The sequence below is a fragment of the Pontixanthobacter luteolus genome (assembly GCF_009828095.1).
Lineage (GTDB): Bacteria > Pseudomonadota > Alphaproteobacteria > Sphingomonadales > Sphingomonadaceae > Pontixanthobacter > Pontixanthobacter luteolus.
Window position 1 is genome coordinate 601,363 of record NZ_WTYP01000002.1, and the last position, 24,759, is coordinate 626,121.

General features: G+C 59.7%; 21 protein-coding genes and 1 tRNA gene. 16 read left to right on the forward strand and 6 right to left on the reverse strand.

What is annotated here, in order from left to right:
- Window positions 1-234: 234 nt before the first annotated feature.
- Window positions 235-2,046, reverse strand: a complete 1,812-nt coding sequence (locus tag GRI43_RS11405; protein ID WP_160731226.1) for a solute:sodium symporter family transporter — start codon at window positions 2,044-2,046, stop codon at window positions 235-237.
- Here GRI43_RS11405 and GRI43_RS11410 point away from each other — a divergent pair.
- The 3 genes from GRI43_RS11410 to GRI43_RS11420 all read left to right on the forward strand — a co-directional run bounded on the left by GRI43_RS11410 (window position 2,045) and on the right by GRI43_RS11420 (window position 5,315).
- Entirely contained in the window at window positions 2,045-3,217 is a 1,173-nt protein-coding gene (locus tag GRI43_RS11410; protein ID WP_160731227.1) for an acyl-CoA dehydrogenase family protein, read from the forward strand. The two genes, GRI43_RS11405 and GRI43_RS11410, sit on opposite strands and share 2 nt — an antisense overlap.
- A 62-nt stretch (window positions 3,218-3,279) precedes the next feature.
- Window positions 3,280-3,750, forward strand: coding sequence for a PH domain-containing protein (locus GRI43_RS11415; protein ID WP_160731228.1), 471 nt, complete (start codon window positions 3,280-3,282; stop codon window positions 3,748-3,750).
- 2 nt (window positions 3,751-3,752) lie between these two features.
- Window positions 3,753-5,315 (forward strand): PH domain-containing protein, encoded by a 1,563-nt coding sequence (locus tag GRI43_RS11420; protein WP_338090040.1) that lies wholly within the window; start codon window positions 3,753-3,755, stop codon window positions 5,313-5,315.
- Here the strand turns inward: GRI43_RS11420 and GRI43_RS11425 are convergent.
- Window positions 5,312-5,617, reverse strand: a complete 306-nt coding sequence (locus GRI43_RS11425) for a GNAT family N-acetyltransferase (RefSeq protein ID WP_160731229.1) — start codon at window positions 5,615-5,617, stop codon at window positions 5,312-5,314. The two genes, GRI43_RS11420 and GRI43_RS11425, sit on opposite strands and share 4 nt — an antisense overlap.
- 50 nt (window positions 5,618-5,667) lie before the next feature.
- Between GRI43_RS11425 and GRI43_RS11430 the strand changes: the two genes are divergently transcribed.
- The gene (locus GRI43_RS11430; RefSeq protein WP_160731230.1) at window positions 5,668-6,675 is read left to right on the forward strand and encodes a threonine aldolase family protein; all 1,008 of its coding nucleotides are present in this window, start codon (window positions 5,668-5,670) and stop codon (window positions 6,673-6,675) included.
- The gene (locus GRI43_RS11435; RefSeq protein ID WP_160731231.1) at window positions 6,672-7,613 is read left to right on the forward strand and encodes a DMT family transporter; all 942 of its coding nucleotides are present in this window, start codon (window positions 6,672-6,674) and stop codon (window positions 7,611-7,613) included. The genes GRI43_RS11430 and GRI43_RS11435 overlap by 4 nt, the downstream gene beginning before the upstream one ends.
- Before the next feature lie 4 nt (window positions 7,614-7,617).
- On the opposite strand, the gene GRI43_RS11440 is transcribed toward GRI43_RS11435, so the two are convergent.
- Window positions 7,618-8,397 (reverse strand): Rossmann-fold NAD(P)-binding domain-containing protein, encoded by a 780-nt coding sequence (locus GRI43_RS11440; protein ID WP_160731232.1) that lies wholly within the window; start codon window positions 8,395-8,397, stop codon window positions 7,618-7,620.
- A gap of 53 nt (window positions 8,398-8,450) precedes the next feature.
- Between GRI43_RS11440 and pepN the strand changes: the two genes are divergently transcribed.
- The 8 genes from pepN (at window position 8,451) to GRI43_RS11480 (ending at window position 18,172) form a co-directional block, all read left to right on the forward strand.
- Window positions 8,451-11,084 carry an aminopeptidase N gene (pepN, locus tag GRI43_RS11445; RefSeq protein ID WP_160731233.1) on the forward strand — a complete coding sequence of 878 codons (2,634 nt, stop codon included), beginning with the start codon at window positions 8,451-8,453 and terminating at the stop codon, window positions 11,082-11,084.
- A gap of 5 nt (window positions 11,085-11,089) precedes the next feature.
- The gene (gene pgeF, locus GRI43_RS11450; RefSeq protein WP_160731234.1) at window positions 11,090-11,854 is read left to right on the forward strand and encodes a peptidoglycan editing factor PgeF; all 765 of its coding nucleotides are present in this window, start codon (window positions 11,090-11,092) and stop codon (window positions 11,852-11,854) included.
- A gap of 285 nt (window positions 11,855-12,139) precedes the next feature.
- Window positions 12,140-12,715, forward strand: a complete 576-nt coding sequence (gene petA / locus GRI43_RS11455) for a ubiquinol-cytochrome c reductase iron-sulfur subunit (protein WP_160731235.1) — start codon at window positions 12,140-12,142, stop codon at window positions 12,713-12,715.
- Between the two features lie 17 nt (window positions 12,716-12,732).
- A complete protein-coding gene (locus GRI43_RS11460) occupies window positions 12,733-14,025 on the forward strand; it encodes a cytochrome b (protein WP_160731236.1) in 1,293 nt (430 codons plus the stop codon).
- Between the two features lie 21 nt (window positions 14,026-14,046).
- Entirely contained in the window at window positions 14,047-14,895 is an 849-nt protein-coding gene (locus tag GRI43_RS11465) for a cytochrome c1 (RefSeq protein WP_160731237.1), read from the forward strand.
- Window positions 14,896-15,039: 144 nt separating this feature from the next.
- A complete protein-coding gene (locus tag GRI43_RS11470; protein ID WP_160731238.1) occupies window positions 15,040-15,576 on the forward strand; it encodes an adenine phosphoribosyltransferase in 537 nt (178 codons plus the stop codon).
- 110 nt (window positions 15,577-15,686) lie between these two features.
- Window positions 15,687-17,561, forward strand: coding sequence for a cation:proton antiporter (locus GRI43_RS11475; RefSeq protein ID WP_160731239.1), 1,875 nt, complete (start codon window positions 15,687-15,689; stop codon window positions 17,559-17,561).
- Complete coding sequence (locus GRI43_RS11480) at window positions 17,558-18,172, forward strand: OmpA family protein (RefSeq protein ID WP_160731240.1); 615 nt, start codon at window positions 17,558-17,560, stop codon at window positions 18,170-18,172. The genes GRI43_RS11475 and GRI43_RS11480 overlap by 4 nt, the downstream gene beginning before the upstream one ends.
- On the opposite strand, the gene GRI43_RS11485 is transcribed toward GRI43_RS11480, so the two are convergent.
- Genes GRI43_RS11485 through cysD form a run of 3 tightly spaced genes read right to left on the reverse strand, consistent with a single transcriptional unit; the run spans window position 18,169 to window position 21,778 of the window.
- Window positions 18,169-18,927, reverse strand: coding sequence for a 3'(2'),5'-bisphosphate nucleotidase CysQ (locus tag GRI43_RS11485; protein WP_160731714.1), 759 nt, complete (start codon window positions 18,925-18,927; stop codon window positions 18,169-18,171). The two genes, GRI43_RS11480 and GRI43_RS11485, sit on opposite strands and share 4 nt — an antisense overlap.
- Before the next feature lie 14 nt (window positions 18,928-18,941).
- A complete protein-coding gene (gene cysN, locus GRI43_RS11490) occupies window positions 18,942-20,867 on the reverse strand; it encodes a sulfate adenylyltransferase subunit CysN (protein WP_160731241.1) in 1,926 nt (641 codons plus the stop codon).
- Window positions 20,867-21,778, reverse strand: a complete 912-nt coding sequence (gene cysD / locus GRI43_RS11495) for a sulfate adenylyltransferase subunit CysD (RefSeq protein ID WP_160731242.1) — start codon at window positions 21,776-21,778, stop codon at window positions 20,867-20,869. The genes cysN and cysD overlap by 1 nt, the downstream gene beginning before the upstream one ends.
- Window positions 21,779-21,973: 195 nt before the next feature.
- Between cysD and GRI43_RS11500 the strand changes: the two genes are divergently transcribed.
- The 3 genes from GRI43_RS11500 to GRI43_RS11510 all read left to right on the forward strand — a co-directional run bounded on the left by GRI43_RS11500 (window position 21,974) and on the right by GRI43_RS11510 (window position 24,751).
- A tRNA-Gly gene (locus GRI43_RS11500) sits at window positions 21,974-22,047 on the forward strand.
- Window positions 22,048-22,148: 101 nt separating this feature from the next.
- Entirely contained in the window at window positions 22,149-23,525 is a 1,377-nt protein-coding gene (locus GRI43_RS11505) for an NAD-dependent succinate-semialdehyde dehydrogenase (RefSeq protein WP_160731243.1), read from the forward strand.
- Window positions 23,526-23,686: 161 nt separating this feature from the next.
- The gene (locus GRI43_RS11510; RefSeq protein ID WP_160731244.1) at window positions 23,687-24,751 is read left to right on the forward strand and encodes a bifunctional nicotinamide-nucleotide adenylyltransferase/Nudix hydroxylase; all 1,065 of its coding nucleotides are present in this window, start codon (window positions 23,687-23,689) and stop codon (window positions 24,749-24,751) included.
- The last annotated feature ends 8 nt before the right edge of the window (window positions 24,752-24,759 follow it).

A 24,759-nucleotide genomic window follows, 5' to 3' on the forward strand; every position in this document is an offset into this window, starting at 1 on the left:
TAGTCGATCGCGTGCTTCTGGGCAAATATGCGATGATCGCAGGCACCGCGATTGCACCCTATTTGACGGGGCTTGAACGCAGCAGGAACCGGCCTGTTCGCGGACCATCTGGTATGCACCTGTCCGGCTGCGTCACGGAAGTCATCGATTTATTCCATGAAAGCCGCTCGCTACAGCCTGCCGTTTCTGCAGGGATGACGCAGGTCGATTGCTCAAACCTGATGGGCCGAGAGTTCAATTCTCTCTGGCAGCGCCAATCCGTGAAAATCGATGATGCCAAAAGGCGGCGGCGATGTTGATCGCAGCCAATGCGGCAATTGCGGTCCAGAACACCGTGCCCAGCTGCCCGCCGACAAGTCCGACCGGCGAAAACAGCAGGTAGCAAGCGGCCACCGCAGACAGCAGCAGAATTGCGGTCGGCACAGCCCCCGTCCACGGTGTCAGGTCTACCTTTGCCTTTGGCGTCCGATCGTTGGCCGGCGCGCTGCGCGGCCATATCCAGCTGCATACGAACATGATCGCGATCTCTGCCGCGAACAAGACGGCATAGAGATGGATGAAATGCAGTGTGATCACATCATCCAGCGCGAACCGGATCAGCCCGTAAGCAGTCACGTGGAATATGATCACCAGCTTGGCACCGATGGCGGGGACGCGGCGAGTGAACAGCCCGGCCAGCACGATTGCGATGATCGGAATGTTGTAGAACCCGGTAAAGATGCGGATGATCTGCCACAGCCCCTCGGGCGCGAAATACAGCATGGGTGCCGCAGCAAACGAAAACAGCGCGACCGCAACGCTGGCCCATTTGGCAATCGGCACAACTGCCTCTTCCGACAACGCCCTGCCGCCGCGCATGGCCGGAAGGATATCGAGGCAGAACAGGGTGGCGGCGCTGTTCACCAGCGAGTTGAAGGAGGAGAAAACCGCGCCAAGCAGGACCGCCAGAAACAGACCCATCAGCCAGATCGGAAGAAGGTCGCGAACCAGTTGCGGATAGGCGAGGTCGATGGTGGCGAGGCCCGGCCCGTAGAGGTGATAGGCGATGATGCCGGGGATCATCATCAGGAACGGCACGAGCACCTTGAAGAAGCCGGACAGCAGCACGCCTTTCTGCCCTTCGGCCAGCGACCGTGCAGCCAGCGTCCGCTGGATCACATACTGGTTGGTGCACCAGTAGAACAAATTGGCGATAATCATCCCGGTGAAGATCGTGCCGAACGGCGTCGGGTCATCAGCGCCGCCAATGGCATTCAGTTTCTCCGGATGGTCGCTGGCAAGCCGGGTCAGCCCGTCAACAAATGCGCCCCCGCCGATGGCAAAAATGCCCAGCGCCAGCACCAGCGTTCCAACCACGAGCAGGCCGATACCGTTGATCGTGTCCGACACCGCAACGGCCTTCAGCCCGCCAAACACCGCATAGATGGCGCCGGTGATCCCGATCACCAGAACCATGATCACGAGCGCAGGGAATTCGCCGATCCCGAACAATGCCGGCACGTCGAAAATCTTCATCACCGCGAGCGATCCGGAATACAGCACCGAGGGGATGGTCACGAGACCGTAGCCAAGCAGGAACAGCACCGCCGACATCTGCTGGACCTGCGTATCGAAGCGGCTTTTGAGAAATTCGGGCAGGGTCGTAAACGCACCAGCGAGGTATCGGGGCAGAAACACCAGCGCCATGATTATGGTCGAAACGGCGGCCGTTACTTCCCACGCCATCGACGACATATTGTAGCCATAGGCAGACCCGTTGAGGCCGATCAATTGTTCGGCAGACAGGTTGGTCAGCAGCAGCGAACCGGCGATGAAAACTCCGCCAAGGCCCCGCCCGGCGAGGAAATAACCGTCGCTTGATCCGGCGGTGCCGCGTGTCATCCGCCATGATATGAAAGCCACGAGCGCCATAAACGCAAGGCAGCTTGAAAGCGTCAGCATCAGGTCGGTGTTGTTCAGTTGCCCTCTCCCCCGCCGGACCTTGCCAGCTTTGGCCGCACGGGCAATAGCACGGCAAAAGAATTGCCCGACTGGAGAGAATGCCATGGATTTTGCCCTCAGCGACCAGCAACGCGAATTGCAGGAGGCCGCGCGAAAATTCGCCCGGGCAGAACTGCCCGATCTGGCGCGAGAGCTTGAGAAAGAAGACAAACCGGTCCCGCATGACATGCTCCTCCGGTATGGCGAGCTGGGCTTTCTCGGGGTGAACCTGCCTGAGCAATATGGCGGGTTGGGGCTGGGCCATCTCGATGCGCTGCTGGTGCTGGAAGAATTCGCGCAGGTTTCCGTCGCGGTCGCGTTTCCTGTGTTCGAAGCCCTGACAGGCCCGGTCAGGACAATTGAACAATTCGGCTCTGACGCTCTCAAGGCGAAAATCCTGCCCGAGGTTATTCGCGGCGAAAAGATCGTCGCCGTTGCGATGTCCGAACCCGATGCCGGAACCGCGCTGACCGATCTGACCACCACCGCCCGGATCGATGGCGACACGATTGTGCTGAATGGCCGCAAACGCTGGAGCTCGGGCGCCAGCCATTCGGACTATTACATAACGTATTGCCGGTTCGACGGGATCGAGGGCGCCAAGGGCATCGGTGCTGTGCTGTGCCACAAGGACGATGCCGGTGTCAGCTTTGGAAAGCGCGAGGAATTGATGGGTTTTCGCGGGATCCCTTCGGCCGATATTTTCCTCGACGATGTCCGCGTGCCAGCGGGCAATCTGATCATCGGGGCGGGCGGCTTTGGCAAGCTGATGAGTGCATTCGGGCTGGAGAGGTGCGGCAACGCGACCATGGGGCTGGGCGTGGCTGCGGCTTCGCTGGAAGATGCGCTCGCCTATACGCAGGAACGCAAAGCTTTCGGCAAACCGATCGTCGATTTTCAGGCGGTGCAGATGAAGCTCGCTGAAATGGCGATGAAGGTCGATGCCGCGCGCCTGCTGATATGGCGCGCTGCAGCCAATGCGATGAGCGAGGAAAACGGCGGGCTTCCGACCGTGTATGAAAGCAGCCTCGCCAAATGCTTCAGCAACGAAATCGTGCGCGAGGTTACGCAGCTGGGCGTGCAGGTGATGGGCGGATACGGCTATTCCAAGGAGTACCCGATGGAACAGCGTCTGCGTGACGGGTTCGCCTGGGGAATTGCCGGCGGCACCACCGATGTCCAGAAAACCAACATCACGGCGGCCATGATCGGAAGGCGGTTCAACCAGCGTAGCTGATCGCTGCGGCCGCCCGGTATCGTCTCTTGTGTTTGACAGCCGTATTAGCCATGTAATGCACTATGGACGACACCGAAGACACGCTCACCCCGCTGCACCCAAATCATGTAAAACTCATGCGGGTTATCGCGTTGTTGGTCGCGGTACCGTTCGTGATCGCTTCGCTGGTGCTGGAAGTGTCGCGTGTGCTGCCCGTGGGGTTCTTTGTGGTGCCGGTGGTTCTGGTCGCAGCCTTTCTCGTGATCCGGGTGCCGCTGAGGCGTTATCACGCACGCGGGTATGACATGGGGGGGGACCGTCTGCGCGTCGTGCGCGGCATATTGTTTCATTCAGATACCGTGGTCCCGTTCGGGCGGATCCAGCATATCGATGTGGACCAGGGGCCGCTGCAACGGTTTTACGGGCTTGCGACGCTGACCGTTCACACGGCGGGCACGCACAACGCATCGGTCCATCTCCCGGGCCTCGCGAACGAAGACGCTGCTGCGATGCGCGAGACCATCCGGGCCCATATCCGGCGGGAAACGATCTGAGCGTGGATCAGGCCGCATCCATGCAATCCGGCACGCCCCAGCACACCCATGTGCTGGGTTTCGCGGTCAAGGCGGTGCAGGGTATGCAGAACGCTATCGTCCCGATGGCGGCTGCGTATTTCTCCATGAGCGATCAGCCATGGGCCATTTTTGCCGCGCTGGGCATCGGCGCATTGATTGGACTGCTGTCTGCGGGGATGAGCTATCTCGGCTGGCGGCGACTGACCTACACGGTCGGAGCAGAGGATATCCGGGTCGAAAGCGGCATATTGTCACGCGCCGCCCGCTCCGTTCCCTATGAACGGATCCAGGATGTCAGCATTGAGCAAGGTCTGATCCCGCGGATGTTCGGGCTGGTCCAGGTCAAGTTCGAAACCGGGGCAGGCGGCAAGGATGATCTCGCGCTGAGTTTTCTTTCCGAAGGCGAAGGCGAACGGCTGCGCGAAGTCATCAAGGCGCGCAAGGACGATGCCGACGCAGGGGTAATCTCCGCTGGTGCCGGGCAGGACATACAAGACGCGATGGCAGAGCGAGCTGCGCCCGAACCCGCAGAAGTCCTGTTCTCGATGGATGAGAAACGGCTGGTTACATTCGGGCTGTTCGAATTTTCGCTGGCCGTATTCGCGGTGCTGGCCGGCTTGTTCCAATATGCCGAAACCTTCGCCTCGGTTGAATTGTGGGATCCTGAATTCTGGGAATCATGGCTCGCCGGACCGGGAAGTTGGCTGTCGACCCTCGGGCCAGCAGCGCAGATTCTGGGCCTGATAAGCGGACTGGTAACGCTGGCCATCGTCGGCTCTGCCACCGGGCTGGTACGGACAGTTCTAAGGGATTGGGGTTTTGTCCTCGAGCGCACACCCAAGGGCTTCCGCCGCCGCCGGGGGTTGCTGACCAAAACCGATGTCGTCATGCCGGAACGGCGGGTCCAGGCAATTACCATGACCACGGGCTTCATTCGCCGCCGCTTTGGCTGGCACGGCCTGAAATTCGTCAGTCTTGCGCAGGATAGCGGTTCTGCCAGCCACGATGTTGCGCCTTTCGCTAAACCGGTGGAAATCGCGCCGATCGCGCGGGCGGCGGGCTTTGCCATCCACCCGGCAGACGGCACCCACTGGCACAGGGGCAGCAGAAAATTCAGGTTTGACAGTGCGGTGATCGAGTTGCTGTTCCTCTGCCTGATCGCTGCGGTTGTCGCTACAGCGCTTGCGATATCGGGCAAGGGCTCACCCTTCTATGCTCTCATCATCGCTGCATTGGGATTGGTTCTGGCTTCGAGGCAAATGTTCCTGTGGCGTTTCGATTACAACGCGCTCGACCCAAACTTCCTGTTCATCAAGCGCGGTTGGCTTGCGCCAAAGCTGGAGGTTGCATCCAGGGTGAAGCTGCAATCGGTCGAGATTGCCCGGGGACCGATTGCGAAATGGCGCGGTTATGCAACGCTCAGGCTGGGCCTGGCCGGGGGGACGCTGCAACTGGAAGGTCTGCCGATTGATCGCGCGCGAGAACTGCGCACCGCGATCGTCACCAGTATCGGGGCAACCGATTTCTCCGAACTCGGCCGCTAGGCGCGCAAATCCGACCACGCCGGGTTTTCATCGAATTTGCGTGCGACAAAGGAACATTGCGGATCGATCTTGAAGCCATGCTCGCGCGCGTCTGAAACGAGTGCGTCGACCAGTTGCGCGGCCACCCCGCGGCCGCCAATCGGTTTGGGAACCAGCGTGTGTTCCGCCACCCGTGCCTCGCCGCGTTCGATCCACGTCAGCCGCCCGATTTCCTCATGCCCGTCGACATGCGCGTGATACTCGCCCTCGGTTCCTTCATCGTGGCGTGAGATGGTAACCTGCAATTCGGCTGCATTGTTCAAATGATGTCTCCTTCTTGCGCTCAACGCCCGGTTCACTACAGGCGTTCCTGATGACACGCGCAAAGCAATTCCTTTCGGACAATGCCGCCTCGGTTCACCCGCGCTTGTGGGATGCGATGAAGGCCGCAGACGGGCCTGATTCTCCCTATGATGGTGACCGTGTTTCACAGCAGATGGATGAGGCGTTCACCGATCTGTTCGGCCGCGAGTGTACGGCGCTGTGGGTCGCCACCGGCACTGCGGCCAATTGCCTTGCGCTGGCCAGCATGGTCCAGCCGCATGGCGGGGTGGTGTGCCACCGGGAAGCGCATATCGAAATGGACGAAGGGGGCGCGCCGGGCTTTTACCTGCACGGCGCCAAGCTGCTGCTGGCTGAAGGGGAAAGTGCGAAGATCACGCCGGACACGATTACCGACGTTATCGGTCCGATCCGCGATGATGTGCACCAGGTCCAGCCGCATGCGATCTCTATCACGCAGGCGAGCGAATATGGCTGTTCCTATCGCGCAGACGAAATTGCTGCGATCGCGGAATTGGCCAAGAAGCGCGGCCTGGGGCTGCATATGGATGGGGCACGGTTCGGCAATGCTTGCGCATTCCTCGGCGGATCGGCTTCCGATGCAGCGGGCGCGGTCGATGCGCTGAGCTTTGGCTTCGTCAAGAATGGCGGCCTCAGCGCAGAGGCGATTGTATTTTTTGACGCCGGCCTGGCGGATGTCGCCCGCTATCGCCGCAAGCGGGCCGGGCATCTGCAAAGCAAGGGCCGCTATCTTGCAGCGCAGATCCTCGCCATGCTGGAAGGCGATCTTTGGCTCGACAATGCGCGCAGTGCCAACGCCGCGGCGCAGGAAATCGCCAAGGCTGCCGCAGACCGGTTGATACATCCAGTCGAAGCAAACGAGATATTCCTGCGCTGCACCGCCGAAGAACGCGGGGCACTTCGCGCAGAAGGGTTTGAATTCTACGATTGGGGCTCCGATGCCGCGCGGCTGGTGACGGCCTGGAACACCCCGCAGGAAGATGCGCTGGCGCTCGCGCAGTCCATCGCCAGACTATGACCGACGCCAATCCGCACACTCTGCTCAGACCGCAGATCGCGCTTCCGTTTGCGCTTGTCGCGCTGATCTGGGGCAGCACGTGGTATGTCATTACCGGCCAGATCGGCGAAGTGCCGGCCAGCTGGTCGATTGCGTGGCGGTTTGCCCTTGCAACCCCGGCCATGTTTCTGGTTGCGGTTATCATGCGGAAAAGCCTTGCCATCGGCCGCGCGGGACACCTGCTCGCCATGTTCATCGGCCTCACGCAGTTTTGTCTGAATTTCAATTTTGTCTACCGGGCGGAACTGCATCTGACCTCGGGCGTGGTGGCGGTGATGTTCGGCCTGCTGATGGTGCCCAATGCGCTTTTTGGGAGGGCAATTCTGGGGCAGCCGGTGACCTTGCGGTTCCTGCTGGGCAGTCTCGTCGCGATTGCGGGCATATCCATGCTGCTGCTGCATGAAGCGCGTGTTTCCCCGCTTGGCGGCAATGTCGGCATCGGCATCCTGCTGGCCATCGGGGGTATTCTGGCGGCATCCATCGCCAACGTAGTTCAGGCGAATGAAACAGGCCAAAAGCTTTCAATGCCACCCTTGCTCGCATGGTCGATGCTGTACGGCACGGTCATCGACTTCGCGCTGGCATGGATAACCGCCGGGCCGCCGGTTATCCCGATTCGGTGGGAATACTGGGCCGGGGTGGCATGGCTGGGCCTTGCCGGATCGGTTGTTACCTTCCCGCTATATTACACCATCGTCCGCCAGATAGGCGCAGGACGCGCGGCGTATAACAGCATCGCCGTTATCATCGTCGCCATGCTGATCTCGACCTTTGTCGAGGGCTATCAATGGTCATGGCTGTCGGCATCGGGCGGGGTGCTGGCAATCTGCGGGATGGTGCTGGCGCTTAGGGCGCGGCGTGCGCCGCCCCCTCCGCTGGAGCCGATGTCAGAACCCTAGCGGGTCATTCCGCGTCGAAAATTGCGCGCAGCCCCTGACGGTAGGTCGCATGGCGCGGTTTCCAGCCGAGCACCCGCTTGGCCTTGCCATTCGCGACCCGGCGGTTTTCCGCGTAAAATCCGCGCGCCATCTGTGACAGCCCGGCTTCGTCAAGCGTCTGAAGCGGCGGCAGCTGGGCACCGAGCAAGCGGCAAGCCTCCTCTATCACGGCATTCTGTGCGCAGGGCAGGTCGTCAGAAAGATTGTATGCCCCCGCTGGCGCATCAAGCCCTGCGATCACGCCGGAGACGATATCATCGACATGGATGCGGCTGAACACCTGCCCGGGCAGGTCGATGCGGTTTGCCTTACCCTCGCGCACCCTGTCGAATGCGCTTCTGCCGGGACCGTAAATGCCGGGCAGCCTGAATAAGCGTGAGCCCATTTCGAGCCAGCGCTGGTCGCATTCAGCGCGCGCCGCCCGGCGGCCTGTGCCTGTCTGCGCGCTTTCATCGACCCACGCGCCCTGTGCATCGCCGTATACCCCGGTCGAGGAAAGATAGCCGAGCCAGCGCCCATCGACCGCTTTGCCGTAGGCATCGAGAACCGGGTCGCTACCCTCTGATGGCGGAACCGAGGAAAGGACATGCGTCGCGCGGGCAAGACCCACGCGCACCAGGTTTGCATCGGCGAAATCTATATTCCCCGCACTGCCGGTTGCATCGACAGTCCATCCGCGTTGCCGCAACGCGTCGGCAATGCGGGTGGCGGTGTAACCAAGACCGAATATGAACATTTGCGCCATAGCGGCGTTGTAGGGATTGGACCCTCAAAAGAAAGCACCTAGATACCCATATTATGGACATTGTAACCAACCCAGAGATGGCGGATGCCGCCCCGACCCCGCACGAACCGCCGGTAATCAGGCGGGAGGATTACAAACCGTTTCCATGGCTCATTCCGGAAATCGCGCTTGATTTCGATCTGGGGCTTTCGGCGACACGGGTTGTTTCGAAGCTGACGGTTGTCCGCAATGCCCGTGCCGACGCGTCGCCGACAATCCGGCTCAATGGTGACGGACTGCAATTGCAGTCGGTTAAGGTTGACGGGCAGCCGGTAACCGACTGGTCCATGGACGGCGACGATTTGATGCTGCCGCTTTCGGGTGAAGCGCACGAGGTCGAGATCGCGACGGAAATTGATCCGTCGTCCAATTCGCAATTGATGGGGCTTTATGCATCCGGCGGGATGCTGTGCACCCAGTGCGAGGCAGAGGGTTTCCGCCGGATCACTTTCTTCCCTGACCGGCCCGATGTCCTTTCGACCTATACGGTGCGAATGACCGGCTCGAAGGCTGCGTTTCCGGTGCTGCTTTCCAACGGCAACAAGGTCGCAGAGGGCGGCGGTGAAAATGGTACGCACTGGGCCGAATGGCACGATCCATGGCCAAAACCATCTTACCTGTTCGCGCTTGTGGCGGGCGACCTTGTCGCCAATCACGACAGTTTCACCACCATGTCCGGCCGCGACGTCGAATTGGCGATCTATGTCCGCGAAGGCGATCTCGATCGTACCGGTCACGCAATGCGCTCGCTCATCAAATCGATGAGGTGGGACGAGGAGACATTCGGCCGCGAATACGATCTCGACGTGTTCAATATCGTCGCGGTCAGCGACTTCAACATGGGCGCGATGGAAAACAAGGGCTTGAACGTCTTCAACACCAAATACGTTCTGGCCGATCCCGACACCGCAACCGATGCCGATTTCGACGGCGTTGAAGGGGTGATTGCGCACGAATACTTCCACAACTGGTCGGGCAACCGGATCACGTGCCGTGACTGGTTCCAGCTCAGCCTGAAAGAAGGTTTTACCGTGCTGCGCGACCAGCTGTTCAGCCAGGACATGCAGGGCGAAGCGGTGAAGCGGATCGAAGACGTACGGATCTTGCGCAGCGTGCAGTTTCCGGAAGATTCCGGTCCGCTTGCCCATCCGATCCGCCCGGACAGCTTCCGCGAAATTTCTAATTTCTACACCTCGACCATCTATAACAAGGGCGCCGAAGTCATCCGGATGATGCGCACCATGTGCGGCCCCGAGGCATTCCGGAAAGCGACCGATCTGTATTTCGAACGGCATGATGGTGAAGCCGCCACGTGCGAGGATTTCATCACCGCGATGGAGGATGGTGCTGGGCTGGACCTGACCCAGTTCCGGCTGTGGTATTCGCAGGCAGGCACACCGAAAGTCGACGTCGCGCTGTCCCATTCGGGCGACACCGCGACGCTGACATTGAAACAGAATACACCGGCCACCCCGGATCAGCCGGGCAAGAAACCCATGCCGATCCCGCTGAAGATCGCTCTGTTTGATCGCGACAGCGGCACCCATTCGGGCGAGCAGCTGGTGATCTTCAGCCATGCGGAACAAAGTTTCGAGTTCGGCGGGTTCGCTTCCAAGCCGGTTTTGTCGATCAATCGCGGTTTCTCCGCACCGGTCACGATCGAACGCGACATCGAGGGCGGGGAACTGGTGTTTCTTGCAGCCAAGGATGACGATTCCTTCGCCCGTTACGAAGCGATGCAGGATCTGGTCGTACGCCACCTTACCGCAGCATCGGGTGGCGGCCTCGATGATGCAGATCGCGAAAGCGGGCGCGAGGCAATTGCGACAGCGTTTGGCGCCATCTTGCGCGATGAGGCGCTTGACGATTCGATGCGCGGCGAACTGGTGATGCTGCCCAGTCAGACGTATCTGGCGGAGCAGCAGCTTATCGCCGATCCGTCTCGAATCCACGAGGAACGCGAAGGACTGAAGGCGTGGCTGGGCAAGCGTTTCGAAGATGAGCTGGTGCAATTGCATGGCCGCACATCCGCAATCGCCTTCGATCTCGGGCAGGAAGCGCGCGGCGCACGCAAGGTGAAAACGCAGGCGCTGGTCTATCTGGCTGCCGGCAATCCCGAGCTCGCTTCGGAAATGGCTGCAACGCAATATGATGCAGCGGACAACATGACCGACAGGCAGGGCGCGCTGATGGCCCTCACCGGCCTGCGAACGGCTGCTCGAACCGATCGGCTGATCGATTTCCATCGCCGTTATGCGGACAATGAACTGGTGGTCGACAAGTGGTTCGCGCTGCAGGCCTCTTCGCTCCACCCCTCTGCAATTGAACATGTGAAAGCGCTGGCGGATCATCCCGATTTCAATATCCGCAACCCGAACCGGGTGCGTTCGCTTTACATGGCGTTCGCGGGCAATCCGCACGCCTTCCATGTCGAGAGCGGCGAAGGTTACCGGATCATCGCCGACCTGATTCTCAAGCTCGACCCGATCAACCCGCAGACAGCGGCTCGGTTTGTCCCGTCACTGGGTCGCTGGCGCCGGGTTGAACCCGGACGCGCCGCATTGATGCGCGGAGAGCTGGAGCGCATTGCCGAGGCAAAGAGCCTGTCCCGCGATACGTTCGAACAAGTGTCTCGCTCGCTCGGCTGAACCTCATGCCCGACGTCGAAGTCATAAGCGCGAAGTGCCTGAACGGTGTCGCCCACGGTTTTCTCGGCCGCGGCGGGGGCGTATCCGAAGGAACGGCGTCCGGGCTTGATGTCGGCTTCGGTGGTCCGGACGATGGGGAGGCTGCAGCGCGCAATCGTCAGATCGCCATAGATGCGGTTCTGCCGGGCGCTGATCTTGCCATGGTGGAGCAAATTCATTCCGCCAAGGCTGTGATCGTCGATGGCCCGGTTTCTTCTGCGCAGCGCCAGCAGGCGGATGCGCTGGTCACAGACCGGGCCGGGCTGCTGCTCGGCATCGTCACTGCAGACTGCGCGCCGGTCCTCTTTGCCGATACCGAGGCCGGCGTTATTGGTGCTGCTCACGCCGGTTGGCGCGGCGCGCATGGCGGCGTGGTAGAGGCGGCGGTAGAGGCGATGGAGCGCATTGGCGGGGACAGAAAGCGCATCCGTGCGGCAATTGGCCCCTGCATCGTTCAACCCAGCTACGAAGTGGACGGCGATTTCCGCACGCAATTCGAACCCGGCGATTCGCAATTCTTCGCCGCAGGCAGGGCGGGGCGCTGGCAGTTCGATCTTTCAGGCTACGTCCACGGCAGGCTTCAGTCGGCCGGCATCGGTGAAATCGAAGCAGTTGGCCTCGACACATATGCCGAACCAGACCGGTTTTTCTCCTTTCGCAGGGCGACACATCGTGGGGAGGCGAATTACGGCAGGCAGTTCAGCCTGATCGGAATGCCATCCACGGGTTGACCCCGGATACCGGCTCGCACGGACCCAGCTTGCCCGGTTCGCACCGCATGCATGTGTGCAAACCTTGCAACAAACCGAACCGATAGTGCCAAAAAGGCGGTTGGCAGCGCGGGCAATCGCGTCTATCAGCGCGCCCAAACCGGCATTGGCGGGATGCGTGCGCGCACCTTCCATTGAACCGAGACGCGGGGCTCTTCAAATGGATTGTCCAGTGGACCGGAAAGGTTGATTGGTATTGTTAAGCCTCGCGATTGTTGCGGGGCAGTTGCAGGGCAAGGCAGGCTAATGGCTGATACGACTGGCACCGCGACACCCGAAGCGGCCGTAGAGCACGGCGAAGACGGGGTTCGTCGGCGCGACTTCATCAACATCGCGGCAATTGGCGCTGCTGGCGTCGGCGGGGCAAGTGTCTTGCTGCCGCTCATCAGCCAGATGGCGCCTTCGGAAGATGTTCTCGCAGAGAGCAGCACCGAAGTTGACATTAGCGCGATCGAGCCTGGACAGGCGATCAAGGCGATTTTCCGCAAGCAGCCGCTGTTCGTGCGCCGCCTAACGGAAAAGGAAATTGCCGAAGCGGGTGCAGTTAATGCAGGTTCGCTTCGTGATCCGCAGACCCTGGAAGAGCGGACCAAGGAAGGTCACCGCGATATCCTCGTCACCATGGGTGTTTGCACCCACCTCGGCTGCGTGCCGCTGGGTGCTGCCGAAGGTGAAGTTAAGGGTGAGTTCGGCGGTTACTTCTGCCCGTGCCACGGTTCGCATTACGACACCGCTGGCCGCATCCGCAAAGGTCCTGCACCGACCAATCTTGAAGTGCCGGAATATGTATTCACCTCCGACACCGTCATTCAGGCCGGGTAAGAGAGAAGAGAAGCGTTATGAGTTACCCTTGGGCACGTGAATATGAGCCGAAGACCGGTCTGACGAAGTTTCTCGATGAGAAACTGCCTCTTCCGCGTCTCGTCTACAACGCGGTCGGTGCCGGATACCCGGTCCCGCGCAACCTCAGCTATATGTGGAATTTCGGCGTTCTCGCCGGGTTCTTCCTGGTCGTGCAGATTGTCACCGGCATCGTGCTGGCAATGCATTACGCCGCAAACGCCGAAGTCGCGTTCGCGACGACCGAGCACATCATGCGCGACGTAAACTGGGGCTGGCTGATGCGTTATGCGCACGCCAACGGCGCCAGCTTCTTCTTCATTGTCGTCTACATCCACATCTTCCGCGGGCTGTTCTACAGTTCCTACAAGGCACCGCGCGAAATGATCTGGCTTCTGGGCGTTGTCATCTTCCTGTTGATGATGGCCACCGCTTTCATGGGTTACGTTCTGCCATGGGGCCAGATGAGCTTCTGGGGCGCGAAGGTTATTACCGGCCTGTTCGGGGCAATCCCGCTGGTGGGTGAACCGCTCCAGGTATGGCTGCTTGGCGGATTTGCGCCGGATAACGCCGCGCTGAACCGTTTCTTCAGCCTGCACTTCCTGCTGCCATTCGTGATTGCCGGCGTTGTTATCCTGCACATCTGGGCGCTGCACATCCCCGGTTCTTCCAACCCGACCGGTGTCGAAGTGAAAAGCGAGAGCGATACGCTCCCGTTCCACCCTTACTACACCGCGAAAGACGGTTTCGGACTGGGCGTCGTGCTGCTGTTCTTCATGGCGATGGTGTTCTTCCTTCCGAACGCTTTGGGCCACCCGGACAACTACATCGAAGCCAACCCGCTGGCCACGCCTGCGCACATCGTGCCCGAATGGTACTTCTGGCCGTTCTACGCGATCCTGCGTGCGTTCACTGCCGACTTCATTCTGTCGGCAAAGCTGTGGGGCGTTATCGCGATGTTTGCATCGATCCTGGTATGGTTCTTCCTGCCATGGCTCGACAAGTCGCCGGTTCGTTCGGGTCATTACCGCCCGATGTTCCGCAAGTTCTTCTGGTTCGGCCTGATCCCCGCAATGATCGTTCTGTTCATCTGCGGCGGTGCACCGGCTGAAGAGCCATACGTGATGGCCAGCCAGATCGCGACTGCGTACTACTTCCTGCACTTCCTGGTGATCCTGCCGCTCATCTCCTCGCTAGAGAAGCCAGAGCCGCTGCCCTATTCGATTACCGAAGCTGTGCTGGGTTCCGACAAGAAAGCCGTTCTCGGCGAAAACACGACGCCAGCTGTCTGAGCACGAGAGAAAGATAAGATCATGATCCGTATTCTTGGTGCCCTTATCGGTCTTGGATTTACCGTCGTAGTCCTGTGGGCCTTCGGTAACGGCGCATACAGCGCCATGACCGAGGATGTTGCCGCAACCGCCGAGCACGAATTCTACCTTTCGCCGAAAGACGTGGATTTCCAGCATGAAGGCGCCTTCGGCACCTGGGATCTCGCGCAGGTTCAGCGCGGCTATCAGGTGTACAAGGAAGTTTGCGCTGTCTGTCACTCGATGAAGTTTGTCGCTTTCCGTGACTTTGCGGAAATCGATTACACGGAAGAAGAGGTCAAAGCTCTCGCAGCCGAGGTTCAGGTTCCGGGCATCGATCCGAACACTGGTGAAGCCACGATGCGCGCCGGCGTCCCGACCGACTACTTCCCGTCGCCATACCCTAACAAGGTTGCTGCCGCTGCGGCTAACAACAATGCGATCCCGCCAGATCTTTCGCTGATGACGAAGGCTCGCGGCCACGGCACCGAGTATGTCTACTCGCTGCTGACCGGCTATGGCCCGATCCCGGAAGAACTGTCGGAAGAATTCCCTGAATTCACCACCCCGACCGGGCTGTATTTCAACCAGTACTTCCCGAACCTCAACCTCGCGATGGCACCGCCACTGACAAGCGCAGGGCAGGTGACCTATGCCGACGGGACCGAGGCGACTGTCGACCAGATGGCAAAGGACGTTTCTGCGTTCCTGACCTGGACCGCGGAACCGACCCTGGTGAAGCGCAAGCAGACCGGCTGGCCGGTTCTCGGCTTCCTTCTGTTCGCGACTATTCTGGCGTTCATGTCCAAGAAGTACGTCTGGTCGTCGGTGAAGCCAAAAACAGAAGACTGATCGACCAGCGATTAGCTTTCTTGCCCAATTCAAGCGCCCCTCCATCCCTGTGATGCGAGGGGCGCTTTCGTTTCTGACTGGCGAATTCTCTCGCCAGCCAGGCCGACTCCGCTATCCAGATACTGCCGACAGGGAGATCCACCGATGACGCCAGACGAAATCAAGCAACTGATCCGAACCGTGCCTGATTTTCCCAAGCCGGGGATCCAGTTCCGCGATATCACGACCCTGATCGGCCACGGGCCCGGGCTCGCCGCGACTGTCGAGCATCTTTCGCAACGGGCCGCTGACACCGGGGCGGAGGCGGTTGCCGGTATGGAAGCGCGCGGCTTTATTTTTGGCGCTGCTGTATCAGTGCGTCTCGGGCTGCCGTTCATTCCGGTCCGCAAGCCAGGCAAGCTGCCGATTGAAACGATCGGTGTCGATTACGCGTTGGAATACGGAACCGACCGGCTGGAAATGGACCCTGCGGCCGTCAGCGACGGCCAACGCGTGGTAGTCGTCGATGATCTGATCGCGACCGGCGGCACGGCCGAAGCGGCGGTCAAGCTGATACGCAGTGCGGGTGCCTTGGTGGAGGATGCGCTGTTCGTGATCGATCTGCCCGACCTTGGCGGATCAGAGCTTTTGCGCGGGTCCAAGGTAAACGTATCATCGCTGCTGGAGTTCGCAGGCGACTAGCCCTATTCTGATTTCGATCAAATCTGAACTCAAGGAAGTTTGATTTCAGGGAAAGAATTGGAACTTCGGGCATTGTATGTCCGACAGGGAGCTCACGTAGAACATACGACATGGAAGAACAGGCACTCGTAATAGCGCTCGTGGGCGTGCTCGGTATCGGCGCCCAATGGGTTGCCTGGCGGACCGGTTGGCCGGCCATCGTGTTGATGCTGGCGGCAGGCTTCCTTGCCGGTCCGATCCTCGGCGTCTTCAACCCCGAACACGCCTTTGGTGAACTGTTGGAGCCGATGGTCGCCATCGGCGTGGCCATTATCCTGTTCGAAGGCGGGCTCAGTCTCGACTTCCGCGAACTGCGACACTCAGGTTCTGCGGTCCTGCGGCTGGCGACGATAGGCGTGGCCGTGGGCTGGGCGCTGGGCGCACTTGCCGCTCACGAGATCGCCAACCTGGCGTGGCCGGTTGCGGTATTGTTTGGCGGTATTCTGGTGGTGACGGGCCCTACCGTCGTTATCCCGCTACTGCGCCAAAGCTCTGTGCAAACACGCCCCGCATCAATCCTGAAATGGGAAGCCATCGTCAACGATCCGACGGGCGCACTTTGCGCCGTGATCGCCTACGAATATTTCCGCATTTCGAGCGAGTCCCCGGACGCAACCGTCTGGCAGGTCGTGCCGCCAATGGTCATCGCAGCACTCGTGGCCGGTCTGATCGGCTATGCAGCGGCGAAAGCGATCGCCTGGGCATTTCCGCGCGGCGCAATTCCTGAATACCTCAAGGTGCCGGTATTGCTGACCACAGTCATTGCTGTGTTCGTATTGTCCAACCAGATTGAACACGAGGCCGGTCTTGTCGCGGTTACGGTGATGGGCGTGGCGCTGGCGAACATGCACGTGTCCAGCTTGCGCAGCATCCATCCCTTCAAGCAGAATATCGCCGTCCTGCTCGTGTCGGGGATATTCATCCTTTTGTCTGCCTCGCTCAGTGTGGACGACATGCGCTATCTCAACCCGCAGACGGATACCGGATTCGCCTTTGTGTTGTTCTTGCTTGCGCTCTTGTTCGTGGTTCGCCCGGCGACCATTCTCATCAGCCTTGCGTTCAGCAGCGTGCCTTGGAACGAACGCCTGTTCCTCGCCTGGATTGCACCGCGCGGTATTGTTCTGGTTGCGATCTCGGGCCTGTTTGCGCTGCGGCTCAATGAACTTGGTTATGCCGATGGCAACCTGCTCATCGGGCTGAGTTTCGCAGTGGTCGTGGCAACTATTGTTGCGCATGGTTTCACCGTCAACACGGTGGCCAAATGGCTCAAGGTGAAGGGCGATACCCGTCCAGGCCTGCTGGTAGTAGGCAGTACACCGTGGACCATTTCGCTTGCCGAACAGATGAAGCAGCTCGGCACTCCGGTGATGGTCGTCGATTCCAGCTGGCAGGCACTCGGTGCGGCGCGGAAAAGCGGACTTCCATTCTATCACGGCGAAATCCTCAACGAAGCGACCGAGCATAATCTCGACCTTGCTCCGTTTCAGGTGCTGGTGGCCGCGACCGGCAACGAAGCGTACAACGCACTGGTGTGCAATGAATTCGCCCACGAAATCGGCCGGGACTCGGTCTATCAGCTGGGCGAGTCCACCAGCGAAGATGATCGTCACGCTTTGCCGCCCTCCATCAGGGGGCGCGCGCTATTCGAAAGCGGTTTCGGCGTGACCGACGTCAATGAGCGGCAAAAGCAGGGGTGGGTCTTCCGCAAGACCACCCTGTCTGAAGAATTCGACTTCGATGACGCTCAGGAAAAACTACCCGAATCCGCGCATCTCCTGCTGATCCTCCGGAAAAGCGGCACGATGCGTTTCTTCACCCATGTCGTCAGGCCGGAACCCAGACCCGGCGATACGGTGATTTCCTATTCACCGCCGCGCGCGAAAACCCCCGAAGAGGTCGCGGCAAAGAAGGCTGGCCGCGAAGGCCCCAAGGCACAACCGACATGATCAAGAGGATTACGATGAATCTGCGTCTGAGCGCCGCCGCCGCGGCTGCACTGACACTGGCGGCTTGCAACAATTCGCCAACCGATGACACCCCGGCGCCCGAGCCGGAGGAGAGCGGGAAACAGGTGTTGGGAGAAGGCACCTCAATCATCCGCGCTGACGTTGAGATGGAACGCGAGATCATGCCCCTCGAACCATTGGAATCGCGCATTTCGTTTGATGAGGGCGGTTATTCGCTGAGCGAAACCGCGATTGCGGAGCTTAAGGCGGTCCTCGAATCGCGCCAATACACTGAAGGCGGTGACATTGTCCTGCGCGGCCATACAGACGCGGGCGGTAACGATAATGCCAATCTGCGCGCGTCAGAACGCCGTGCGGAAGCCGTGAAAGACTGGTTTGTCGAAAATGGAACGGCGGAAGACCGCATCACCGTTGTCGGGCTGGGAGAACAAAATCCTGCGCGTCCGAACGCCAATCCGGACGGTACTCCGAACGACGAAAATCGGGCCTATAACCGCCGTGTCATGGTGCATATCGCCGTGCCGGAAGAATTGGTGGTGGAAGAAACCCCCGATACACCGACGCTGGTCGAGAAAGTCACGGCAGACTAATTCTCGGCAGACGTGTCCGGCCCAAGCTCGCGCACGAGGCGCAAGATTTCGTCGGCAAATTCCGGCTTGCAGATCAGCAGGTCCGGCAGCCAGGTGTCTTCTTGATTGTAGACAAGCGGTGAACCATCGATCCGCGAACAATGAAGCCCGTGCGCCAATGCGACGGCCACCGGGGCGCAGCTGTCCCATTCGTACTGTCCGCCAGAGTGGAGATAGATTTCCGCATCTCCGCGCACGACGGCCATTGCCTTGGCGCCGGCTGATCCCATTTCGACAAGCTCGCCTCCGATGGCCTTGGCGACAGCGAGTGCTTCCCTTGCCGGGCGGGTGCGGCTGACCACCAGCCGCGGCGCACCGTTATATTCCGAAGTGATTGCGGGCCGGTCGGTGCGCAGCACGGCACCGTCTCCGAGACCCGGCAGGGCGACCGCGCCCACACTGGCCCGGCCGTCGATCGCCAGCCCGACATGGACGGCCCAATCCGATCGTTCTTCTCCGTATTCGCGTGTTCCATCGACCGGATCGACGATCCACACCCGCGATTTGCCGAGCCGTTCCTTGGTGTCCTTGCTTTCTTCGGAAAGAAGGCCGTCTTCCGGCCTTTGGGCACGAAGTGCGTGAACGAGAAACTGGTTGGCTGTCTCGTCCCCTGCCTTGCCCAGCGCCTTGCCCGTGAACATCGCACTATCCCGGACCTGCAGCAGGATTTGCCCTGCAGTTTCCGCCAGATGGGCCGCAAGCTGGGCGTCGGTCATATCGGCAATCTCGCTCATTTCAGCGGCATGATCTGGCTGACGATGTGGTCGGCAGCCTCATCCACAGTCATCTCGACCGTGTTGACCCTGATTTCCGGTTCTGCAGGCGCTTCATAGGGGCTGTCGATACCCGTGAAGTTCTTCAGTTCACCGCTGCGCGCCTTTTTATAGAGGCCTTTCACATCGCGTTCCTCGGCCACCTCGAGCGGGGTGTCGACGAAGATTTCGATGAACTCGCATTCGTCCATCATCGACCTGACCATGTCGCGCTCTGCACGGAACGGGCTGATAAATGCCGTCAGCACAATCAGCCCCGCATCCGTCATCAGTTTGGCTACTTCGCCCACGCGGCGGATATTCTCGATCCGGTCGGCTTCGGTAAAGCCCAGATCCTTGTTGAGGCCGTGCCGCACATTGTCGCCGTCCAGCAGGAACGTGTGCCGGTTCATCAGGTTCAGCCGCTGTTCGACCGCGTTGGCAATAGTCGACTTGCCGGAACCGGACAGGCCGGTGAACCACAGCACGCGCGGTTTCTGGTTCTTCATCCCGGCATGATCATCGCGGGTGATGGTCGTCGCCTGCCAGTGGACGTTCTGCGCGCGCCGCAGGCTGAAGTGCAGCATCCCTGCGCCCACGGTGGCATTGGTGATCTTGTCGACCAGAATGAATCCCCCGAGCGAGCGGCTATCGCTATAAGGTTCGAAAGTGATCGGCCGTTCGGTGTGAACTTCGGCAACGCCGATGGAATTGAGCTGCAACGTCTTCGCAGCGAGATGATCCATCGTGTTTACGTTGATTTCGTATTTCGGCTCCGCGATCGTCGCGGTGACCATCTGGCTGGCGAGTTTCAGCCAATAACCGCGCCCGGGCTTCAGCGCCTCTTCGTCCATCCACACGATGGTCGCTTCGAACTGGTCGCTGGCTTCTGGCGGGTTATCAGCGGTGCTGATCACGTCGCCGCGGCTGCAATCGACTTCGTCTTCGAGCGTCAGCGTTACAGACTGGCCTGCGACCGCTTCTTTCAACTCACCATCATAGGTGACGATGGATTTGACTGTGCTGGTCTTGCCCGATGGGACAATCCGCACCGCATCACCCGGCGCGACAGTGCCGCTGCCGATCAGGCCGGAAAATCCGCGGAAGTCCAGATTGGGGCGATTGACCCATTGAACCGGCATACGGAAGGCGCGTTCCTGTGCCGCGATATTGGCAATCTCGACGCTTTCAAGATGGTCAATCAGCGCAGGCCCATCGTACCATTCGGTCTGCGGGGATGGGGCATCGGTAATGTTGTCGCCCTTGAAACCCGAGATCGGGATCGCGGTGAACGCTTCAATGCCAATCTCTTCGGCGAAGGCGGAATATTCTGCCACGATGTCGTCGAAGGTCTGCTGATCATAACCGACCAGATCCATCTTGTTCACCGCCAGAACCAGATGTTTGATCCCCAGAAGATGCGCGAGATAGGAATGCCGCCGGGTCTGAACCAGTACGCCCTTGCGCGCATCGACCAGGATCACTGCCAGATCAGCAGTAGAAGCGCCGGTGACCATGTTGCGGGTGTATTGTTCATGGCCGGGCGTGTCTGCGACAATGAATTTGCGTTTTTCGGTCGCGAAGAAGCGGTATGCAACGTCAATCGTGATTCCCTGTTCGCGCTCTGCGGCCAGCCCGTCCACCAGCAGGGCGAAATCGATTTCCTGCCCCTGCGTGCCGACTTTCTTGCTGTCAGCTTCCAGCGCGGCCAGCTGGTCCTCGAAGATCATCTTGGAATCGTAGAGCAAGCGCCCGATCAGCGTGCTTTTGCCGTCATCCACGCTGCCACAGGTAATGAACCGCAGCAGCGACTTGTTCTGATGTTGATCGAGGTACGCACCGATATCCTCGGCGATCAGCGCGTCGGTTTCGTAGGCGGAATTGTTGTCTGCGGAATGGGTCATCAGAAGTAGCCCTCCTGCTTCTTCTTCTCCATTCCAGCACCGCCTTCATCCTGGTCGATGACCCGGCCCTGGCGCTCGCTTGTGGTGGTGAGGAGCATTTCCTGGACCACGTCCGCCAAGGTGGCAGCTTCGCTTTCAACCGCGCCTGTCAGCGGGAAACAGCCCAGCGTCCGGAACCGGACTGATCGCTCGGTAATTTCAGGGCGCTTGCCCATCACCTGTTCGAGCCGGTCGATGTCGTCCGCCATGAACAGCCCGCCTTCATATTCGAAGGTCGGGCGTTTGGCGGCGAAATAGAGCGGCACGATCTCGATGTTTTCCGCCATGATATACTGCCAGATATCCAGCTCGGTCCAATTGCTCAGCGGGAATACGCGGATGCTTTCACCCTTCGCCTTGCGGGCGTTGTAGAGGTTCCACAATTCCGGTCGCTGCTTCTTCGGGTCCCATCCGTGGTTGGCGCTGCGGAAGCTGAAAATGCGTTCTTTTGCGCGGCTCTTTTCCTCATCACGCCGCGCCCCGCCGAATGCGGCGTCGAACCCGTAGTGATCAAGCGCCTGTTTCAGACCCTGCGTCTTCCACATGTCGGTATGCAGCGCACCGTGATCGAACGGATTGATACCGCGCTCTTCCGCTTCGGGATTTTGCCAGACCAGCAATTCCATCCCTGCATCCTGCGCCGATTTTTCGCGCAGCTTGTACATGTCCTGGAATTTCCAGGTCGTATCGACATGCATCAGCGGGAATGGCGGCGGCGATGGATAAAACGCCTTCTTCGCCAGATGCAGCATGACGGCGCTGTCCTTGCCGATGGAATACAGCATTACCGGCTTCACCGCCTCGGCGGCGACTTCGCGCATTATGTGGATGCTTTCGGCTTCGAGCCGTTCGAGATGGGTAAGGCGGCGCATAGTTCTTTCGATACTGGGTCAGAGCGATATCGCCGCTCGCTACCCCATACAGCCCTCATGGCAAGGCCAGATTTGCTTCTAGCAGGTAAGGCGATGCTGAGGCGGGCGGCAGGAGCGGCCTTTTTGCGCGGCGATTGAAACTGCTGGTTGACGAATCCCCGGCTTTGGTGGCAAGCGCGCTTCTCTCGGAAGCGGGCGGGTATAGCATAGTGGTAATGCTCTAGCCTTCCAAGCTAGCTAGAGGGGTTCGATTCCCCTTACCCGCTCCAGAGATCCTCCTAATTTTTCCGCTCTTTTTGTGTTGTCGCGGAACTGTGCCGTGCGCCGGACCGTTGCGTTGTCATATCCCGAACAAACGCAAAGAGGCCCCATGCCCGACACACTGACCACCATTAACCCCGCCACAAATGAAGAACTCGAAACCTATTCGCTCATGAGCGAAGGGGATGCGAAATCCGTTGTCGAGGCTTGCCACGAGGCATTTCTCGACTGGCGGTTTCGGCCCGTTGAAGAGCGCGCCGAAATCATCCGCGCCATCGGCAAGGAACTGCGCGCCTCGAAAGAAGAATTCGCCCAGTTGATGACCGATGAAGTCGGGAAACTGATTGGCCATAGCCGCGACGAAATCGAGTTGTGCGCAGCAATCTGCGATTACACGGCCGATAACGGTGCCGCCGAACTCGCCGACGAAGAGCGCGAGATTCAGGGCGGCAAGGGTGTCATCGCCTATTCGCCCATCGGCGTGATCTACGGCATTCAACCGTGGAATTTCCCCTGTTATCAGGCGGTCCGTTATTCAATCGTCAATCTGATGGCGGGCAACGGTGTGCTGCTGAAACACGCGGAAAATTGCACCGGCAGCGGACTGATGCTGCGCGATGTGATGGAACGCGCCGGGCTGCCCAAGAACCTGTTTTCCGTTCTGCTGATCAGTCATGATGTTTCCGACGAGATCATTGCACACAAACTTGTTCGCGGCGTCACCATGACCGGCAGCGACGGTGCGGGGCGCAAGATCGGCGCGAAAGCAGCGGAAAACCTGAAGAAAACCGTGCTCGAGCTGGGCTCGAATGACGCGTATATGGTGCTGGACGATGCCGATCTCGAAACTGCGGTGCAGTGCAGCGTCGCCGGGCGGCTCTATAACAACGGCCAGACATGCGTCGCCGCCAAGCGTTTCGTTGTGACGGAAAAACACTACGATGCCTTCCTCGAACGTTTCGTCGAAGCGATGAGCGCGGTTGAGCTGGGCGATCCCAACGAAAGTTCGACCGGACTTGGCCCGATGGCGCGCAATGATTTGCGCGACAAACTGGCAAAGCAGGTCGAGGAAAGCGTCGAAAAAGGCGCGAAGATTGCGTGCGGCGGATCCGTGCCCGATCGCACTGGTGCCTATTATCCCGCGACAGTGCTGGTAGATGTTGCCCCGGGCCAGCCAGCCTATGACGATGAACTGTTCGGCCCTGCCGCATCGGTGATAAGGGCCAAGGATGACGAAGACGCCATGCGCATCGCCAATGACAGCCGATACGGCCTGGGCGGCGGTATCTTTTGCAAGGATGAAAAGCGCGCCCGCGAGCTGGCGACCAAGTATTTCGACACCGGCATGATTTCGATCAACGGATACAAGATTGCGCAACCCAACATGCCCTTCGGCGGGGTGAAAGATTCGGGATATGGCCGCGAACATGGCGGTTTTGGGATCAAGGAATTCGTGAACGTGAAATCGATCTATCTGGTCGACTGACACGCAGCAGGCCGGGGCGTGGTTGGACGCTCCGGCCTGTTTACTTTTTTGCAATCTAGCACAGCGATATTCGCATTTGACCACGCAGCATTGCGGGTCCAGTTTGATCTCAGGCATCGGGGAGTCCGTTGCCGCTAACATCAATCGAGGGAGTCTCGATCATGGCAAACAAAGCCTCTTTTGGCGTCTTTATCGGACGCTTTCAGCCGCTGCATATCGGCCACGAATATGTAATCCGCAAATCACTGGAACAGGTCGACCGGCTGATCGTGCTGGTCGGTTCGGCGAATGTCGCCCGCGATCCGCGCAACCCGTTCACTTACGAGGAACGCGAGCACATGATCCGTTCCGCCTTCGCCTATGAAATGGCTCAGGGGCAAGTGGTAGTGGAACCGCTGGACGACCATCTTTATTCGGACAATGCCTGGACTGCCGAGGTTCAGCGCAGAGTGCATGAGATCGTTCTGGCAGAGGGCAATAGCGGCTTTCAGGCGAACGGGTTGGACGATTTTTCCATTTCGCTCAGCGGGTTCGGCAAGGACCAGTCGAGCTATTATCTGAAGATGTTCCCGGCATGGGGAAACATCCAGATCGACAGCCAGTATGGCACCTTCAGTTCAGCCGACATTCGCGAACGGTTCTTCGCCCGCATTCCGGAAGTGCCGGATTCCATCCTGTCCAAAGGCGTTGCCGAGCAATTGCACGACTTCAAGATGAGCGATGCGTTCAAGGCGCTGCTGGCGGAACGCGAATACCTCGACGCGTATCCCGCCGAATGGGGGGAAGGCCCGTTCGTCACTGCCGATGCAGTCGTGATTCAGTCCGGCCATATCCTGCTGGTCGAACGCGGCAGATTGCCGGGCAAGGGATTGCTCGCGCTGCCGGGCGGGTTCGTAAACCGCGATGAACGTGTCCGCGACGCGGCAATCCGCGAGTTGCGCGAGGAAACCGAGATCGGCGACAGCAAGGGGCAGATACCGCCCGCGATGCTCGCCAGTTTTATCGAAGATAGCAGAAGCCGCATTTTCGATGCGCCCGGCCGTTCGCTGCGCGGGCGGATCATCACTCACGCCTTCCTTTTCCGGCTGCCCGAACGGCGCAAGCTGTTCAAGGTGAAGGGCGGGGACGATGCGGCACACGCCCGCTGGTACCGGCTCGGCGAACTGAAACCGGAAATGCTTTTTGAAGATCACTGGTCGATCATCGAACAGATGGCCGATCTTTGACCCCGTAT